At 69.2% G+C, this 16,821-nt stretch carries 12 protein-coding genes; 6 read left to right on the top strand and 6 right to left on the bottom strand.

Annotated features, from left to right (window positions below):
• The first annotated feature begins 352 nt into the window (after nt 1-352).
• The 3 genes from AOQ53_RS12300 to AOQ53_RS12290 all read left to right on the top strand — a co-directional run bounded on the left by AOQ53_RS12300 (nt 353) and on the right by AOQ53_RS12290 (nt 3,749).
• On the top strand, nt 353-745 hold the full coding sequence (locus AOQ53_RS12300; protein ID WP_059417061.1) for a hypothetical protein: 393 nt from the start codon (nt 353-355) through the stop codon (nt 743-745).
• On the top strand, nt 742-2,544 hold the full coding sequence (locus tag AOQ53_RS12295; protein WP_059417060.1) for a caspase family protein: 1,803 nt from the start codon (nt 742-744) through the stop codon (nt 2,542-2,544). Before AOQ53_RS12300 ends, AOQ53_RS12295 begins: the two co-directional genes overlap by 4 nt.
• 116 nt (nt 2,545-2,660) lie before the next feature.
• Nucleotides 2,661-3,749, top strand: coding sequence for an AI-2E family transporter (locus AOQ53_RS12290; RefSeq protein ID WP_059417059.1), 1,089 nt, complete (start codon nt 2,661-2,663; stop codon nt 3,747-3,749).
• Between the two features lie 4 nt (nt 3,750-3,753).
• Here AOQ53_RS12290 and AOQ53_RS12285 read toward each other — a convergent pair whose 3' ends face one another.
• Complete coding sequence (locus tag AOQ53_RS12285) at nt 3,754-5,892, bottom strand: SpoIIE family protein phosphatase (RefSeq protein WP_059417058.1); 2,139 nt, start codon at nt 5,890-5,892, stop codon at nt 3,754-3,756.
• A gap of 157 nt (nt 5,893-6,049) precedes the next feature.
• Between AOQ53_RS12285 and aspS the strand changes: the two genes are divergently transcribed.
• Nucleotides 6,050-7,813, top strand: coding sequence for an aspartate--tRNA ligase (gene aspS / locus AOQ53_RS12280; protein ID WP_059417057.1), 1,764 nt, complete (start codon nt 6,050-6,052; stop codon nt 7,811-7,813).
• A gap of 212 nt (nt 7,814-8,025) precedes the next feature.
• Nucleotides 8,026-9,369, top strand: a complete 1,344-nt coding sequence (locus tag AOQ53_RS12275; protein ID WP_059417056.1) for an MFS transporter — start codon at nt 8,026-8,028, stop codon at nt 9,367-9,369.
• Nucleotides 9,370-9,436: 67 nt separating this feature from the next.
• On the opposite strand, the gene AOQ53_RS47695 is transcribed toward AOQ53_RS12275, so the two are convergent.
• The 5 genes from AOQ53_RS47695 to AOQ53_RS12255 all read right to left on the bottom strand — a co-directional run bounded on the left by AOQ53_RS47695 (nt 9,437) and on the right by AOQ53_RS12255 (nt 14,054).
• On the bottom strand, nt 9,437-9,910 hold the full coding sequence (locus AOQ53_RS47695) for a hypothetical protein (RefSeq protein ID WP_330219327.1): 474 nt from the start codon (nt 9,908-9,910) through the stop codon (nt 9,437-9,439).
• 60 nt (nt 9,911-9,970) lie between these two features.
• The gene (locus tag AOQ53_RS47690) at nt 9,971-10,315 is read right to left on the bottom strand and encodes a hypothetical protein (RefSeq protein ID WP_330219326.1); all 345 of its coding nucleotides are present in this window, start codon (nt 10,313-10,315) and stop codon (nt 9,971-9,973) included.
• A gap of 133 nt (nt 10,316-10,448) precedes the next feature.
• A complete protein-coding gene (locus tag AOQ53_RS12265) occupies nt 10,449-10,814 on the bottom strand; it encodes a PH domain-containing protein (RefSeq protein WP_059417055.1) in 366 nt (121 codons plus the stop codon).
• A gap of 124 nt (nt 10,815-10,938) precedes the next feature.
• Nucleotides 10,939-12,555: a methionine--tRNA ligase gene (gene metG / locus AOQ53_RS12260; RefSeq protein ID WP_059417054.1), complete on the bottom strand. Its 1,617-nt coding sequence runs from the start codon at nt 12,553-12,555 to the stop codon at nt 10,939-10,941.
• A gap of 89 nt (nt 12,556-12,644) precedes the next feature.
• Nucleotides 12,645-14,054 (bottom strand): VWA domain-containing protein, encoded by a 1,410-nt coding sequence (locus AOQ53_RS12255; protein WP_330219325.1) that lies wholly within the window; start codon nt 14,052-14,054, stop codon nt 12,645-12,647.
• Nucleotides 14,055-14,724: 670 nt separating this feature from the next.
• Here AOQ53_RS12255 and AOQ53_RS12250 point away from each other — a divergent pair.
• On the top strand, nt 14,725-16,818 hold the full coding sequence (locus AOQ53_RS12250) for a PhoX family protein (protein ID WP_059417052.1): 2,094 nt from the start codon (nt 14,725-14,727) through the stop codon (nt 16,816-16,818).
• Nucleotides 16,819-16,821 lie beyond the last annotated feature (3 nt).

Here is a 16,821-nt window from a genome sequence, read left to right as displayed (position 1 = left end):
CTCGCACCCGGACCGGTTGCCCCCGCTCTGGGGTGCTCGCGCAAGGTTAAGACGGCGCCGGTCCCCGCCCTTGTCACCGGGAGCACCTGGTGACGCCCCCGTCGCAGCGGCCAACACGGAGCGTCGCTGCGGCGGTTGAGGAATTGCCCTTGCGTCAATGGACGTTGCCGACGGTGAGTCATCTTGAGTTGAATGACGAACCTTATGGTTGAACCGTGAAACTCATTCCATCATCGGCGACTTGCCACCCTGCTCTGAGCAGCAGAAACTGTAAATGATGACGTAGAGCCCACCGATAGGCCGACTCTGCGCCGCCCCTACCGAGCACGAACTGAACCAAGGGGCTGAGCCGGTGGAGAACAAACTGCAAATCCTCCTCACCGAAGAGGACGCGGAAGCCGAACGCGTCGCGGAGCTGACCGGCTACCTGCGCGAGGAACTGCTCGATCTCGACGTGGACGACGTCACGGCGCTCACCGGCGGGGAGGTCCCGCCCGGGGCGCGGGCCGTGGACGTCACTGCGATCGGTGCCCTCCTGGTGTCCCTGGGCAGCTCGGCAACCGCCCTGAGCCAGGTGCTGACCGTGATCCGGTCGTGGCTGGGCCGGCGCCATGACACACACCCGTCCTTGCACCTGCAGATGGGCGACGACGTCTTGGAGGTGTCCGAGGCGACCGACGATCAGGTCGCGGAGGCGTTCAAGATCTTCCTCCAGCGCCATTCCACGGCCGGAGCCGAGCCATGACGGAATCCAGACACGCGCTGATCATCGCCAACGACCGGTACGCCGACCAGGGGCTCAAGAAGCTCAAGGCCCCTGCCCAGGACGCCGCGGCCCTCGAGAGGGTGCTGCGCGACCCGCAGATCGGCGACTTCGAGGTGGAGGTCGTGCACAACGCATCGGCCGACCTCATGCGCAGGCGCATCCAGGGCTTCTTCAACGACCGCAGCCGCGCCGACACGCTCCTGCTGCACTTCTCCTGCCACGGCCTCAAGAGCGAGTCCGGCGAGCTGTACTTCGCCGCGAGCGACACCGAGCCCCCGCTGCTGGCCGCCACGGCTGTCGCCTCCCAGTTCGTCCGCGGCTGCATGTCCGGCACCCGGGCGGGCCGCACCGTCTTGTTCCTCGACTGCTGCTACGGCGGCGCCTTCTCCCGGGGCTCGTCCTCCGTGCGCGCTTCCGGAGAGGTCAACGTCCTCGAGTCGTTCGCGAAGGACGAGCCGGTCAGTGGGCGGGGCTGGGCCGTCATCACCGCGTCCGACTCCATGGAGTACGCCTTCGAGGGCGACCATCTCGCCGAGAACTCCGCTCCGCGGCCTTCGGTGTTCACGCACGCAGTGGTCGAGGGCCTGGAGACCGGCGAGGCCGACCTCGACGTGGACGGAAAAGTCTCCCTCGACGACCTGTACGAGTATGTCTACAGGCACGTACGGGAGCAGAACCCCCATCAGACGCCGAAAAAGGCGGCGGAGCTGCACGGGGAGCTGCATCTGGCGCACAGCCGGCGTGGCCGCATCAAGATCGTCGCCATTCCCTCGCCTCCCTCCTTGCAGGCGGCCATGAACAGCGGCGACGTCCTTACACGGCAGGGCGCCGTGATGGAGTTGCGCAGACGACTGCGGCACATGGAGCTGCCCGTGGCGGAAGGAGCGCGTCAGCACTTGGAGGAGGTCGCGCGCAACGACATCCAGCAGATCGCCGATCTGGCGTCCGACGTCTTGAGCGAGATCCGCCTGACACCGTCCCCTGACCACCTGGACTTCGGCCTGATACCGAGGGGATCGACCCCCCGGAAGCGGTCCGTGACCATGCATGGCCCACTGCTCGCCCGTCACTGCGTGGCCCAGCCCACACAGTCGTGGCTGCGGGTCGATCCGACCGGGAGCGGTCTGGAGGTCCACGTCGACACGGCCGCCGAGGGGCACCTGTCCGGCGACATCGTGCTGAAGGGTGTGGCCGACGAGTCAGTGATCCACGTCGAGGCGGTGGTAGGCCCGGCACACGAGCCCGGAGGCGGGCCCTCGAACGGCTCCCCGAGGACGACGCATGGATCGGACGGCAAGCGGGACACGGCGATCGTCGAGCCCCCGCGCATCCCGCCCCCACCCGAGAGGCCGCCCCCGACCACTGCACACCAGACGCGAAGGGACCAGTCGTCCCCGTCCCGACGCGCTCCCGCCCTTGCCGGTGCCGCCCTCGCCCTCGCCGGCACGGCGGTCGTCACGCTCGTACTGGCCCTCCAGGCGGCGGTGGTGGCCGTCATGGAACGGGGCGACCAAGGGGTGCACGGCAACGTCGAGGACAACATCCGCGAGCACGGAGCGCTCACACCGCTCACCGTGTGTCTGATCGCCGGTGCGGTGGCGCTGGTCGTCGGCGCGTTCGCCCGGCACGATCTGGGAGCACGGCGGGAGCAGTACACGAGGCAGGCGGCGAGCGGTACGCACACACTGACCTCGATCGCGAAGGGTCTGGCGATCCCGGCGCTGATCCTCGCCGTCCTCGCGGGCATCACCTACCTGGTGGGCAGTTCTCGTTGGTGACTGTCTCAGCAGCCGGGTGACCTGAACCGGCGACCGGGCCAGCGGCGCTGACGCCCCGTCACCCGAGCGGGCCTTTCCGGCGGGACGGCCCGCCCCGGGCATGGTCGGGTGGAGGCGTGCAGGCCTCCGACCCGACCGCTCCCGGCCCCAGGCCGCTCCTCCCGGACCCCCTCCGGCGTCTCGCCGCCTGGTGCGCGCTCCTCCTGCTCGTGTCCGGAGTCGTCTACGTCGGGATCCGGCTGTGCGACGAGTTCCGGACCGCCGTCGTGCCCGTGCTGCTCGCGCTGCTCGGGACGGCCCTGCTCGGGCCCCTTCACCGGCGGCTGGTGAAGGCCGGGGTGCAGCGGTCGGTCGCGGCCGGGCTCACCTGTGTCGCGGTGGTCGCCGTGGTCGGCGGGGCCGTGTACATCGTGGTCGCCGCGCTCATCGACACGGGCGACGAGATCGTCGCCTCGCTCAAGCAGGCCGCGCGGGGCATCTCCGAGCACTTCGGGGCAGCCGGGACCTCGCTGGAGGACCTGGCCTCCAACGCCCGGGAACTCCTGGGCAAGTTCGGCGGCTCGGCCGCCTCCGGTGTGATCAGCGGAGTCAGTGTGGTCGGCGAGGCCATCGCCATGGCCGTGCTCGCGCTGCTGCTCGTCTTCTTCTTCCTGCGCGACTCCGACAAGGCCGCCGGGACGCTGCGGGCCCTGTCCCCGCGTGGCTCGGCCGACACCCTGGAGGCCATGGCGCGGCGGGCCTTCCAGGCCGTCGAGGGCTTCATGCGCGGCACCACCTTCATCGCCCTCATCGACGCACTGTGCATCACCGTCGGACTGCTCGTCCTCGACGTGCCCGGGGCGGCCGGGCTGGGGGCGCTGGTCTTCGTCGGGGCCTACATCCCCTACCTCGGCGCCTTCATCTCGGGAGCCGTGGCCGTGCTGGTCGCGCTCGCCGACCGGGGGTTCGTCATCGCGCTGTGGGTGCTCGGAGTGGTGCTCGCGGTGCAGGTGCTGGAAGGGCACGTGCTCCAGCCGGTGATCCAGAGCCGGACCGTGCAGATGCACCCGGCGGTGGTGATGGTTGCGATCACGGCCGGGGCGTCGGTGGCCGGTGTCCTCGGGATGCTGCTCGCCGTGCCGCTCACCGCCGCCGCCTTCGGCGTCCTCCAGGAACTCCGCACTCGCTACGAGAGCCAGGAGCCGTCGGCGTCCGAGGAGTCGTGACCCGCTACGGCTGCCACGACCCGTCGCCCGAGCCGTCCACGGACTCGTAGAGCTCGAACCAGATGCTCTTGCCCTCGCCGCGCGGGTCCACCCCCCAGGCGTGCGCGAGCAGTTCCATCAGCACCAGGCCGCGGCCGGAGGACGCCAGCTCCCCGGGGCTGCGCTTGTGCGGCAGGTCGTCGCCGGCGTCGGTGACCTCGATCCGCAGCCGCCGTTCACCCACCCCACCGGTGATCTCGGCGACGAGCAGCGCGTCGGAGTCGGTGTGCACGAGGACGTTCGTCAGCATCTCGGACAGCAGCAGCACCGCCGAGTCGACCTGGTCGGGGGAGGACCAGTCGTGCAGCAGCTCGCGCAGTTGCTGCCGGGCCACCGCGACCCGCTCGGGCTCGGCCTGCGCGACCGTCAGCATGGTGCGCCGCACGGGAGCCCGGACGATCATGGTGTCGCCGCAGCCGCAACCCTCGCCCTCCCGGCACAGCAGCAGCAGCGCGATGTCGTCCTCACGGCGGTCGGCCAGCGGGCCGGTGGTGTGGTGCGACGACGGCCCGTGCACGGCCTGCACCAGGGTGTCGGCGAGTTCCTCCAGGTCGCCCTTGTGGTCCTCCAGGATCGCGCGCAGCCGCCGCCAGCCGGAGTCCAGGTCGTGGCCGCCGGTCTCGATCAAGCCGTCCGTGCAGATCAGCATGGTCTCGCCGGACTCCAGGGCGAGCCGGGTCGTGGGGTAGTCGGCGTCCGGGTCGATGCCCAGCGGCAGGCCGCCCGACGTCGGCCGCGTCAGCACCGTGCCGTCGGCCATCCGGATCGCCGGGTCCGGATGCCCGGCCCGGGCGATGTCCAGCACCCCGGTCGCCGGGTCGACCTCCACGTACACGCAGGTCGCGAAGCGCGGGTCGAAGGGGTCCTCGTCGCTGATGCCGTGCAGGAAGCGGGAGGCGCGGGAGAGGACGGCGTCGGGGCGGTGGCCCTCGGAGGCGTAAGCGCGCAGGGCGATGCGAAGCTGGCCCATCAGGCCCGCCGCCCGCACGTCATGGCCCTGCACGTCACCGATGACCAGCGCGAACCGCCCGCTGGGCAGCGGGATCACGTCGTACCAGTCGCCGCCGACCTGGAGGCCGCCGCCGGTGGGGACGTAGCGGGCGGCGACGCTCATGCCCGGGATGCGCTGCGGACCGAGCCTCGGCAGCATCGTGCGCTGGAGTCCGTCGGTCAGCGCCCGCTCGCTCTCGGCCACGCCCGCCCGGGTCAGCGCCTGTGCCAGCATCCGCGCCACGGTGGTCAGCACGGACCGCTCGTCCGGTGTGAAGGCGACCGGGTAGGTGAAGGCCGCCATCCACGCGCCCATCGTGCGGCCGGCCACGGTCAGCGGCAGGAACGCCCAGGACCGGCGGCCGAAGCGCTCGGCGAGCGGCCAGGTCAGCGGGTAGCGGGCCTTGTACTGCTCGGGGGAGGACAGGTACACCGCCCGGCCGGTCCGCACCACCTCGGCGGCCGGATAGTCCGTGTCCAGCGCCATGTCGGAGAACGGGCTGTCGTCACCCTGCTGCTGCCCGTGGTGCCCGATGATCGTCAGCCGGTCGCCCTCCACGCCGAACACCGCCAGCCCGTCCGGTGAGAAGCCGGGCATCGACAGATTGGCCGTGACCCGCAGGACCTCCTGCGTGGAACGCGCCTCGGCCAGCGCCCGGCCCGCGTCCAGCAGGAACGCCTCCCGGGAGCGCCGCCAGTCGCCGGTGACCGCGCTGCGCCCGGCCAGGGTGCCCGGCGTGGGCTCTGTGACCTCCTGGAGGGTGCCGATCAGCCGGTACGCCTTACGCGCCCGGTCGAAGGACGGCTTGGAGCGGCTGCGGACGACCCGGACGATGCGGCCCTGCTCGTCCATGATCCGGACCCGTACCTCGGCGAGGGTGCCCTCGGCGACGGCGAGCTGGATCACGCCGGTGATCTCGTTCCAGTCGACCGGGTGCAGCCGGGCCCGGGCCTGGGCCTCCGTAAGACTGATCTGTTCGGCGGGCAGCCCGAGCAGCCGTGCCGCCTCGGCGTCGACCGTGACCAGCCCGGTGGCGGTGTCCCAGTGCCACAGGCCGGTCGCGAGGGCTGCGAGAGCCTCCCCCACGGCGGGCAGGGGCTCGTCAGTGCGCATTGACCTACTTTAAGAAGAGGCGATCGCACACTGCCACCGAAGAGGGAAGTGTGCTCGATCGTTAACTGCGGAGAGCCGATCTTCGCCTGGCCGGTACGCTGGGGACCAGTTTCACGTGAAACACAGACCCCGATCAGCGAAGACTGGATGAACGACGATGCATCGGTACAGGTCCCACACCTGCGGCGAGCTCCGCTCCTCTGACGTCGGCACCGACGTCCGGCTGAGTGGCTGGCTGCACAATCGGCGCGACCTGGGCGGCATCCTCTTCATCGATCTGCGCGATCACTACGGCATCACGCAGCTCGTGGCCCGGCCCGGCACGCCCGCCTACGAGGCCCTCGACAAGCTCTCCAAGGAGTCGACCGTCCGCGTCGACGGCAAGGTCGTCTCCCGGGGCGCCGAGAACATCAACCCCGAGCTGCCGACCGGTGAGGTCGAGGTCGAGGTCGGCGAGGTCGAACTGCTCGGCGCGGCCGCTCCGCTGCCGTTCACGATCAACGCCGAGGACGGGGTCAACGAGGAGCGGCGTCTGGAGTACCGCTTCCTCGACCTGCGCCGCGAGCGCATGCACCGCAACATCATGCTGCGCACGGCGGTCATCTCGGCGATCCGTCACAAGATGACGGCCCTCGGCTTCAACGAGATGGCGACGCCGATCCTCTCTGCGACCTCCCCCGAGGGCGCCCGCGACTTCGTCGTCCCGTCCCGCCTGCACCCGGGCAAGTTCTACGCCCTCCCCCAGGCGCCCCAGCAGTTCAAGCAGCTGCTGATGATCTCCGGGTTCGACCGCTACTTCCAGATCGCGCCCTGCTTCCGTGACGAGGACGCGCGCGCCGACCGGTCGCCGGGCGAGTTCTACCAGCTCGACATCGAGATGAGCTTCGTCGAGCAGGAGGACGTCTTCCAGCCCGTCGAGAAGCTGATGACGGAGCTGTTCGAGGAGTTCGGGGGCGGCCGCCACGTCACCTCGCCGTTCCCGCGGATCCCGTTCCGCGAGGCGATGCTGAAGTACGGCTCCGACAAGCCCGACCTGCGCGCCCAGCTCGAACTCGTCGACATCACCGACATCTTCGAGGGCTCGGAGTTCAAGGCGTTCGCCGGCAAGCACGTCCGCGCCCTGCCGGTGCCGGACGTCTCCGCGCAGCCCCGCAAGTTCTTCGACCAGCTCGGTGACTACGCCGTCTCGCAGGGCGCCAAGGGCCTGGCCTGGGTCCGTGTCGCCGAGGACGGCTCCCTCTCCGGCCCGATCGCGAAGTTCCTCACCGAGGAGAACGTCGCCGAGCTGACCAAGCGCCTGTCGCTGGCGGCCGGCCACGCCGTGTTCTTCGGCGCGGGCGAGTTCGACGAGGTCTCCAAGATCATGGGCGCGGTGCGGGTGGAAGCAGCCAAGCGTGCCGGGCACTTCGAGGAGAACGTCTTCCGCTTCTGCTGGATCGTCGACTTCCCGATGTACGAGAAGGACGAGGAGACCGGCGCGATCGACTTCTCGCACAACCCCTTCTCCATGCCGCAGGGCGGCCTCGAGGCCCTGGAGACCCAGGACCCGCTGGACATCCTGGGCTGGCAGTACGACATCGTCTGCAACGGCGTCGAGCTGTCCTCCGGCGCGATCCGGAACCACGAGCCGGAGATCATGCTCAAGGCCTTCGAGATCGCCGGGTACGACCGCGAGACCGTCGAGGAGAAGTTCGCCGGCATGCTGCGCGCGTTCCGCTTCGGCGCCCCGCCGCACGGCGGCATCGCCCCGGGCGTCGACCGCATCGTGATGCTGCTCGCCGACGAGCCCAACATCCGCGAGACGATCGCCTTCCCGCTCAACGGCAACGCCCAGGACCTGATGATGGGCGCGCCGACGGAGTTGGAGGAGGCGCGGCTGAAGGAGCTGCACCTGTCGGTGCGCAAGCCGCAGCCGAAGTAGGCCTTCGGAGAAGTCGTAAGCGACAGTGGGTGGCCCGGAACCGGCGTCGGTTCCGGGCCACTTCCATGCCCAGGCGGGTCGGCATCCAGCTCGTGTTCACGTACATGTACTTCTGCTCAACCCGTTGACCCGGAACGTGGGCCTCCATAAAGTCCCTTCGACAACGCGTACGTGACTGCTGTTCACGTATGTGCACATCGAGGGAGACAACGATGTCAGACGTCGCAACAGCCATTCCCGAGGCCGAGCAGCGTGCGGTCGGCAAATTCCTGCGCCGCATGCTTCCGATCCTGGTCCTGATGCTGCTGGTCAACCAGATGGACCGGACGAACGTGGGCTTCGTCCAGAACGAACTGCGGGCCGATGTCGGGGTGAGCGCGACCGCCTACGGCCTCGGCGCGGGCCTGTTCTTCATCGGGTACGCCCTGTTCGAGGTGCCGAGCAACATGCTCCTGGAGCGGTTGGGGGCCCGGGTCTGGCTGACCCGGATCATGATCACCTGGGGTGCGGTGATCGTGGCGATGTGCTTCATCCACAACGTGTGGATGTTCTACGGCCTGCGCTTCCTGCTCGGTGTCGCGGAGGCCGGCTTCTTCCCCGGTGTGCTCCTCTACTTCACCCAGTGGCTGCCTGACTCCAGCCGGGGCCGGGCCAGTGCGATCTTCCTGGGCGGCTCGGCCACGGCGTACATCGTCACCGGCCCGGTCACCGGGGCGCTGCTGGAGCTGCACGGCGCTGGCGGTATCGCGGGCTGGCGGTGGATGTTCGCCCTGGAAGGCGCCTTCTCGATCCTGGTCGGCTTCGTCGCCGGGTTCTTCCTCGTCTCCCGGATCCAGGACGCGAAGTGGCTGACGCAGGAGGAGAAGGACGCGCTGAGCGAGGCGGTGGCGCGGGACAAGGAGGCGCGTGACCGGGCGCCGTCGGTGTCGCGTATGAAGCTGATCTTCCACCCCCAGGTCGCCGTCCTGACCGCGGTCTTCTTCGCGATGGCGCTCACCGGGTACGCGATCACGTTCTGGCTGCCGAGCCTGGTGGAGGAGATCGGGGGACTGTCGCCCTTCCAGATCGGGCTGCTGTCGGCGATCCCCTGGATCTGCGCGGTGATCGCGATGTACACGATGAGCCACTTCACCGACCGGGCCCCGGACCGTCGCCCCTACCTCGCGGTCGCCCTGGTCCTGTCCGCGATCGGCACGTTCCTCGCCACGCTCGGGTCCCCCTGGTTCGGCCTCGCCGCCCTCACGCTCGCCGCGGTCGGCGGCAAGTGCGCGGCCACCCTGTTCTGGCCGATGGCCCAGTCTGGCCTCGACCTGAAGATCGCCGCGCCGGGTCTGGCCCTGGTCAACTCCATCGGAAACCTGGGCGGGTTCGTGTCGCCGACGCTGTTCGGGTATCTGAAGGACACGACGGGCAGTACGAACGGGGGGCTGTACACCCTGTCGGCGGCGTCGATCCTGGCGGTTTTGGGGGTGGCGTTCGTGCGGCACACCAATCGGGGGCCGCGGGCGGGCGGCGGGGATCGTGCGGGGGTGACGGGGAAGGCGGCTGTGAGCTAGGCGCGCACCGACTCGGGCTGGGCCCGCTCCTTGTCGTAGGAGCGGGCCCAGCCTTCTTCTCGCTTGGTCATTCCTCCGCGAACAGGTCCTCCACCGTGGTGGCCGTCAGGGAGCGGTCGAACCAGAGGGTGAGAGTGTCGAGGTCGGGGCAGGAGGTGATGCGGTCGCGGGTGTCCTCGGGGACGGGGATGCCACGCTTCTCCAGCACGCTCAGGATGGACTCGGCTTTGCCTTCCGCCTTGCCCTCCAGGTACGTCTCCTCGAAGAGGGTTCCCCTGCCCGGGAAGTATGTGGCGACCATCTTCTCCAGCTCTCTCCATGTCTCCCGGACCGGAGTGTCCTCCAGTCCGACTTCAAGCCATTCGCACCAGTACTTCGCTGTTGCCTTGTCGAACGACCGCATCCCGCGAGCCAGCATGCCCAGTATGGCGGGGGCGTCTTTGCTGTGGCTATGCACAAGGGCCGAGAACGTGGCCATCGCCGGTTCACGGGTGACCGTGGACTCGTCGCTGATCACCGGTACGTTGTCCGGGCCGAGCACGAAGGGACGCGTGGCCTGCGTCGTCCAGCTGCCTACGCGGCACTCGAAGGGCCCGGCTGCTCAGGACGCCGTCGCCCGGTTCCTGCAGACCGCGACGAGCAGTACCGGCAGGTCGAACTTCGCGTGCAGGTATGCCACGTAGTAGGACCAGCTGGACCCCTTGTCACTGGTTCGAGCGGTCTGCGCCTCGACGGCGATCAGGAAGCCGTCCCCGTCGGACGGCTCGACCCTGAGCACCGTGTCCACACGGCGTTCCAGCGGCTTGATCTCCGTGGCGTCAGGGGTGAGCGCCTCCATCGTCGCCTTCGCGGGCGGTGGCAGGCCCAGCGCCTCGAAGACGGGGATGAGTACCTCCGGATGGTCCTGGAAGATCCGGTGCGAGGTCTCATGGGTTGATGTGACCATGCGCGCAAGCTAGGCCCATCAGCGTGCGGCGTACTCGGCGAACGAGGCTGTGTTCACTCCTTCGAGAGCGGCAAAAACGTTCAGATGAAGAGCCTGTTGCCGGGAGCCCCACCCCTGTAAGCCGGAAGTGCCGCTACCTCGCCACGAACTGGGTCAGGATCGCCTGGACCTCGTAGATGTCGACGCCCTTGGTGAAGGTCTTTTCGATGGGGGTCGGGGTGCCGGAGATCCAGATTTTCAGTTCGGCGTCGAGGTCGAAGGTGCCGGCCGTTTCGACCGCGAAGTGGGTGATGCTGCGGTAGGGGACGGAGTGGTACTCCACCTTCTTGCCGGTGATGCCCTGCTTGTCGATCAGGATCAGGCGGCGGTCGGTGAAGAGGATGGTGTCGCGGATGAGGAGGAACGCGGCGTGGACCTGTTCGCCGTGGCCGAGGAGGCGGGCGTAGTCCTGCTGGGCCGATGCCGGGTCTACGGTGTGTGCGTTGCCGAACAGTGCCATGGGAGCCCCCGTGTGTGTGGCGGCGGCCGGGTGGCCGCTCTCACCGGATCCTCGCAAAGCTCGGGGCCCGGGAGAAGCTCTCGTTCTCCCGGGCCCCGTTGCTGTAGCGAGCGTGTTACGGCTGTTACGCCGTTGGCTTCTCCTCCAGGCGCGGGAAGAGGACCGCGCCCTTGGTGACCGTCGTGCCGGCGGGGAGCCTGCCCCACTCGCCGGCCTCGCCGATCTTCTGGTCCGCGAGGGCGCCGAGGGAAGCCGTCGCGCCGAGCGAGTCCCAGAGCTTCTGGGAGGTCTCCGGCATGACCGGGTTCAGGAGGACCGCTACCGCGCGGAGGGACTCCGCGGCCGTGTAGAGGATCGTCGCCAGGCGGGCCTTGCCCTCGTCGGAGGTGTCCTTGGCGACCTTCCACGGCTCCTGTTCCGTGATGTAGCCGTTGACCTGCTTGACGAAGTCGAAGATCGCCAGGATGCCGCCCTGGAAGTCCAGGTCCTCGCCGATCCGGCGGTCCGCCTCAGTGACCGCCTTCGTCAGGCCCTCGTGGATCGCCCGCTCCGCCTCGCCGGCCGCCGCGGCCTCCGGCAGGGTGCCGCCGAAGTACTTGCCCACCATCGCCGCGACGCGGGACGCCAGGTTGCCGTAGTCGTTCGCCAACTCGCTGGTGTAGCGGGCGGAGAAGTCCTCCCAGGAGAAGGAGCCGTCCTGGCCGAAGGCGATCGCGCGCAGGAAGTACCAGCGGTACGCGTCCACGCCGAAGTGCGAGGTCAGGTCCTGCGGCTTGATGCCGGTCAGGTTCGACTTCGACATCTTCTCGCCGCCGACCATCAGCCAGCCGTTGGCGGCGATCTTGCCGGGGAGGGGGAGTTCTTGTGCCATCAGCATCGCGGGCCAGATCACCGCGTGGAAGCGGAGGATGTCCTTGCCGACCAGGTGCACGTCGGCCGGGAAGGTCTCCTCGAACTTGGCCTGGTTCTCGTTGTAGCCGACCGCCGTGGCGTAGTTCAGCAGGGCGTCGACCCACACGTAGATCACGTGCTTGTCGTCCCACGGGATCGGGATGCCCCAGTCGAACGTCGAGCGCGAGATGGAGAGGTCCTGCAGACCCTGCCGTACGAAGTTCACGACCTCGTTGCGCGCGGACTCGGGCTGGATGAAGCCGGGGTTCGCCTCGTAGTGGGCGAGGAGCTTCTCGCCGTACTCGCTCAGCTTGAAGAAGTAGTTCTCCTCGCTGAGGATCTCGACCGGCTTCTTGTGGATCGTGCAGAGCTTCTGGCCCGCGAAGTCGCCCTCGCCGTCGAGGAGCTCGCCGGGGAGCTTGTACTCCTCGCAGCCGACGCAGTACGGGCCCTCGTAGCCGCCCTTGTAGATCTCGCCCTTGTCGTACAGGTCCTGGACGAACTCCTGGACGCGGTCGGTGTGCCGCTTCTGCGTGGTGCGGATGAAGTCGTCGTTCGCGATCTCCAGGTGCTCCCAGAGGGGCTTCCACGCTTCGGTGACGAGTTTGTCTGCCCACGCCTGGGGGGTGACCCCGTTGGCTTCGGCCGTGCGCATGATCTTCTGACCGTGCTCGTCCGTGCCGGTGAGGTACCACACCTTCTCGCCGCGCTGGCGGTGCCAGCGGGTGAGCACGTCGCCTGCGACGGTCGTGTAGGCGTGGCCCAGGTGAGGAGCGTCGTTTACGTAGTAGATGGGGGTCGAGACGTAGTACGCCTTCGCTCCCTGCTTCTCGGATCCAGTGGCCGCCATGGTCGAAATCCTACTGGTCCGCTGAAGATCGACTCACACGTGTTTCGGGGGGTGGACAGGGGACTCCGCCCTGTCCACCCCCCGGGACTCTACGGCCGCCAGTTCGCCAGTACGCCCTCGTAGAGCTCCTTGTCCGTGAGCTCGCGGGGGGTTTCGCCGGCGAGGAAGTGGGACGTGTTGGGGATCTTGAGCTTGCGGAGGTAGTCGAAGGCCTTGTTCTCCGGGTCGCCGAAGGCGACGAAGGAGAAGAAGACGGCGGGGTGGGTCTTGGCGGCCTCGGTGAGGGACTGGGTGGCGGGGGTCTTGGCGTCGGGGGCGCCGTCCGTCTGGAAGATCACCAGGGCCGGGGTGGCGGGGGTCGCTTCCTTGCCGTGGTGGGCGAGGACCGCTTCGACGGCTGCGTGGTAGCTGGTGCGGCCCATGCGGCCGAGGCCGGCGTGCAGGTCGTCGATCTTGTTCTCGTGGTCGGTGAGGGTGATTTCGCCGGTGCCGTCGAGTTCGGTGGAGAAGAAGAAGACCGGGACGGTGGCCTCGGGGTCGAGGTGGGCGGCGAGGGCGAGGGTCTGTTCGGCGAGGGCCTGGGCGGAGCCGTCCTTGTAGTACGGGCGCATGGAGGCGGAGCGGTCGAGGACGAGGTAGACCTTGGCCCGGGTGCCGGTGAGGTTGTGCTGCTTGAGGGTGGTGGTGGCGGCCTTGTAGGCGGTGGTGAGGGTGGGGGCGTGGGTTTTGATGCGGGTGAGGGCGACGGCGGGGGTGGTGGCGTCCGGTGCCGCGGCCTCGCCTTCGGCTTCGGCCGTGTCGTTCCCACCGGCACCACCCGTGCTGCTTTCGTCGTCGGGTGCGGGTGGCCCCTGTGGGGCGGACTCGCCGTCGGCGGCTGCGGGAGCGTCCACCGGCTTGGCCGTCGGCTGGGCCTCGGCCTTCGGCCCCGCCTCGGTCGTCGGCTCCGCCTCGGCTGTTGCGTCCGCCTCGGTCGTCGGCTCGGCGTCGGAGGTCGCCTCGGGCTCGGCCTCGGGTGCGAGCTTCGCCTTGGGGTCTGCCGTCGGTTCGGCTTCTGCCGTCGGCTCGGTCTCGGGCTGCGGGACTGCGGGCGTCTCGGGCTCGGCCTGGGCCTTGTCCTCGGGCTTCTCCGGCGCTGCGGGCTCAGGGGCCGACGACGACTCGAGTTCCTCAGGCGTCGGGGCCTCGGCGACGGTCGGCTTCTCCGTCTCGGTCGCCTTCTCCGCCGTGGCCTCTTCCGGCGCCGTCGGCTCCTCGGTGACCGGCTTCTCCGCCGTGGCCTCCTCCGTCGGCTTTTCGGCGTCCGCCGGCTCCTCCACCGCCGACTTGGCCTCCGCTTCCGCCTCAGCCTCAGCCTCAGCCTCCGGCGCCACCGTCGCAGGCTTCTCCGCGACCGTCGGCTCCTCTACAACCTGCGGCTTCTCCGCCACCGGTTCCTTGACAACCGCCGGCTCCTCCCGGACAACCGGCTCCTCGACGGCCGTCGGCTTCTCCGCCACCGGCTCCTCGACGGCCGTCGGCTGCTCCTCAGCCCTGGGCTGCTCCTCAGCCCCCGGCCGATCCGCACCCCCCGGCTCCTCCGTACTCCCCGGCTCCCCTTCCGCGGACCGCGTAGGCCTGGGCACCGTCACATTGTCGAAGATCATTGACACGAGGTCGTGTTCGTCGCGGGGTTCCGGGACGTTGGGTGCCGGGTCGGGGGTCGGTTCCGGGGAGGGGGACGGGACCTTCGGGTCCGCCGCGGCGGGCGTGGGGGTCCCGGACGTCGGTGATTCCTGGGGAGGCGTTTCCGCCGGGGTCGTCGTGGTCTGCGCCGCACCCTCCGCCTCGGCGGTCCGTGATTTGCGTGACCGTCCGAACGCGTTCCGCAAGAGAGTGAGAATGCCCATGTGCGCGCAACCCTTCGCGTGAGTTGAAGCCCGTCAATCCCTGGCCAGGACGGACACGTAAGGTTAGCGGCCCTCCTGGGTGATCTTGGGCAGGGTCAGGTGTGCGGGGTACCGGCTGTCAAGAGGGACATCCGGCCTGCGAAGGTGTCGCCGTGCTGAATCGCCGTAACTGCCGTAAGGATGCCGCAGGTTCACCCGTTGTTCACTCTGGCGCCCGGCTGCCGCACATATGTGCCCCTACGGTCACGCTGACACCATGGGCATCCAAGGAGAGAGCAAAGTGCGAAAGCTGCTGCCGTTGATCGGAACGCCGTCCGGTTCGCACCCTGGCGGCCGGTCCGCCATGACCTGTCGTTTCCGGTGTGGTGACGCCTGCTTCCACGAGGTGCCCAACACCAGCTCCAACGAGTACGTCGGTGATGTGATCGCCGGTGCGCTCAGCCGCCGGTCGATGATGCGGGCCGCGGCCGTGGTGACCGTGGCCGCAGCGGGCGCGGGGGCCGTGGGTGTCGGGCAGGCTCCGCAGGCCGGCGCCGCCCCGGCAGACGCCGCCCCGGCCGGTACCGCCGCCGAGGCCGCTCGGCGTAAACACAAGGGAGCGCGCGGGCTGCGCTTCGCGCCCGTCGCGCCCAACACCACCGACGCCGTGACCGTGCCGGAGGGGTACCGGCAGAACATCGTCATCCGCTGGGGCGAGCCCATCCTGCGCGGTGCGCCCGCCTTCGACCCGGAGAAGCAGACCGCCAAGGCGCAGGCCGGGCAGTTCGGGTACAACTGCGACTTCCTCGCGCTCCTTCCGCTGCCCGGGGAGCGGAACAGGCAGTTGCTCGTCGCCAATCATGAGTACACCGATGAGGTGCTCATGTTCCGGGGGTACGACTCCGCCAACCCGACCCGGGAGCAGGCTGAGATCGCCTGGGCCGCGCACGGGCTGTCCGCCGTCGTCGTGGAGGGGGACCGCAAGACCGGGAAGCTCACCGCCGTTCCGCGGCACCAGCTCAACCGGCGCGTCACCGCCACCACCGAGTTCCGGCTCACCGGGCCCGTCGCCGGGTCGGAGCTCGTCAAGACCTCCGCCGACCCGACCGGCACCAAGGTGCTCGGCACTCTCAACAACTGCTCGGGCGGCGTGACCCCGTGGGGCACGACCCTGCACGGCGAGGAGAACTTCAACAACTACTTCGCCAACAGCAGCCGGGCGACCGACAAGCGGTACGGCATCGGGACCGGGGCCAGCGAGCGGAAGTGGGAGCGGTTCGACAAGCGGTTCGACGTCGCCCAGGAGCCGAACGAGGCGCATCGGTTCGGGTATGTGGTGGAGTTCGACCCGTACGACCCCAGCTCCACGCCGCGCAAGCACACCGCTCTCGGGCGGTTCAAGCACGAGGGCGCCACCGTGCGGCTCACGCACGACGGGCGGCCCGTCGTGTACTCGGGTGACGACGAGCGGTTCGACTACTTCTACAAGTTCGTCGGCAGCAAGCGGATGCGGCACGGCTCGTCGCGTGCCGTGCGCGAGCACAACCTCTCCCTGCTCGACGAGGGGACGCTGTACGTCGCCAAGCTCACCGGTGACTCTCCCGCCATCGAGATCGACGGCACGGGCAAGCTGCCGAACGACGGCGAGTTCGACGGGAGCGGCGAGTGGATTGCGCTGGCCACCGCCACCGCCGACGGTGCCGTCTCGCACGTGGACGGGATGAGCGCCGAGGAGGTGTTCGTCTTCACGCGGCTCGCCGGTGACAAGGTGGGCGCGACGAAGATGGACCGGCCCGAGGACATCGAGCCCAACCCCGTCACCGGCAAGGTGTACGTCGCCCTGACCAACAACAGCAACCGTGGCGTCGGCTCCAACGCCAAGGCGGACGAGGCCAATCCGCGCAACGCCAACAAGCACGGGCATGTGCTTGAGCTCACCGAGCGCTGGAACCGGCCCGAGAGCACCAGGTTCGCCTGGTCGTTGTTCCTCGTCGCCGGTGACCCGGACGACCCGGCGACCTACTTCGCCGGGTTCCCGAAGGAGGGCGTCAGCCCGATCTCCTGCCCGGACAACGTCGCCTTCGACCCCTACGGCAATCTGTGGATCTCCACCGACGGCGCCCAGCTCGGCTCGCACGACGGCCTGTTCGGCGTGGCGACCCGGGGTGAGCGGCGCGGTGAGCTGAAGCAGTTCCTGACCGTGCCGAAGGGTGCCGAGACCTGCGGTCCGATCATCCAGGACCGGCGCGTGCTGGTCGCCGTGCAGCACCCCGGCGAGATCGACGGCGCGTCCGTGGAGAAGCCGGCCAGCACCTGGCCCGACGGGCCCGGGACGTACGTCCGGCCGGCCGTCGTGGCCGTGTGGCGTGCGGACGGCTGCGACATCGGCGCCTGACCG

The organism is Streptomyces azureus, assembly GCF_001270025.1.
Classification (GTDB): domain Bacteria; phylum Actinomycetota; class Actinomycetes; order Streptomycetales; family Streptomycetaceae; genus Streptomyces; species Streptomyces azureus.
This window is presented reverse-complemented; position numbering and strand designations above follow the sequence as displayed.

What these genes read in the sequence shown, in the direction of transcription:
- AOQ53_RS12295 (WP_059417060.1), top strand. Translation starts at nt 742, where the DNA reads ATGACGGAATCCAGACACGCGCTGATCATCGCCAACGACCGGTACGCC.
- AOQ53_RS12285 (WP_059417058.1), bottom strand. Translation starts at nt 5,892, where the DNA reads ATGCGCACTGACGAGCCCCTGCCCGCCGTGGGGGAGGCTCTCGCAGCC.
- aspS (WP_059417057.1), top strand. Translation starts at nt 6,050, where the DNA reads ATGCATCGGTACAGGTCCCACACCTGCGGCGAGCTCCGCTCCTCTGAC.
- AOQ53_RS12275 (WP_059417056.1), top strand. Translation starts at nt 8,026, where the DNA reads ATGTCAGACGTCGCAACAGCCATTCCCGAGGCCGAGCAGCGTGCGGTC.
- AOQ53_RS47690 (WP_330219326.1), bottom strand. Translation starts at nt 10,315, where the DNA reads ATGGTCACATCAACCCATGAGACCTCGCACCGGATCTTCCAGGACCAT.
- AOQ53_RS12265 (WP_059417055.1), bottom strand. Translation starts at nt 10,814, where the DNA reads ATGGCACTGTTCGGCAACGCACACACCGTAGACCCGGCATCGGCCCAG.
- metG (WP_059417054.1), bottom strand. Translation starts at nt 12,555, where the DNA reads ATGGCGGCCACTGGATCCGAGAAGCAGGGAGCGAAGGCGTACTACGTC.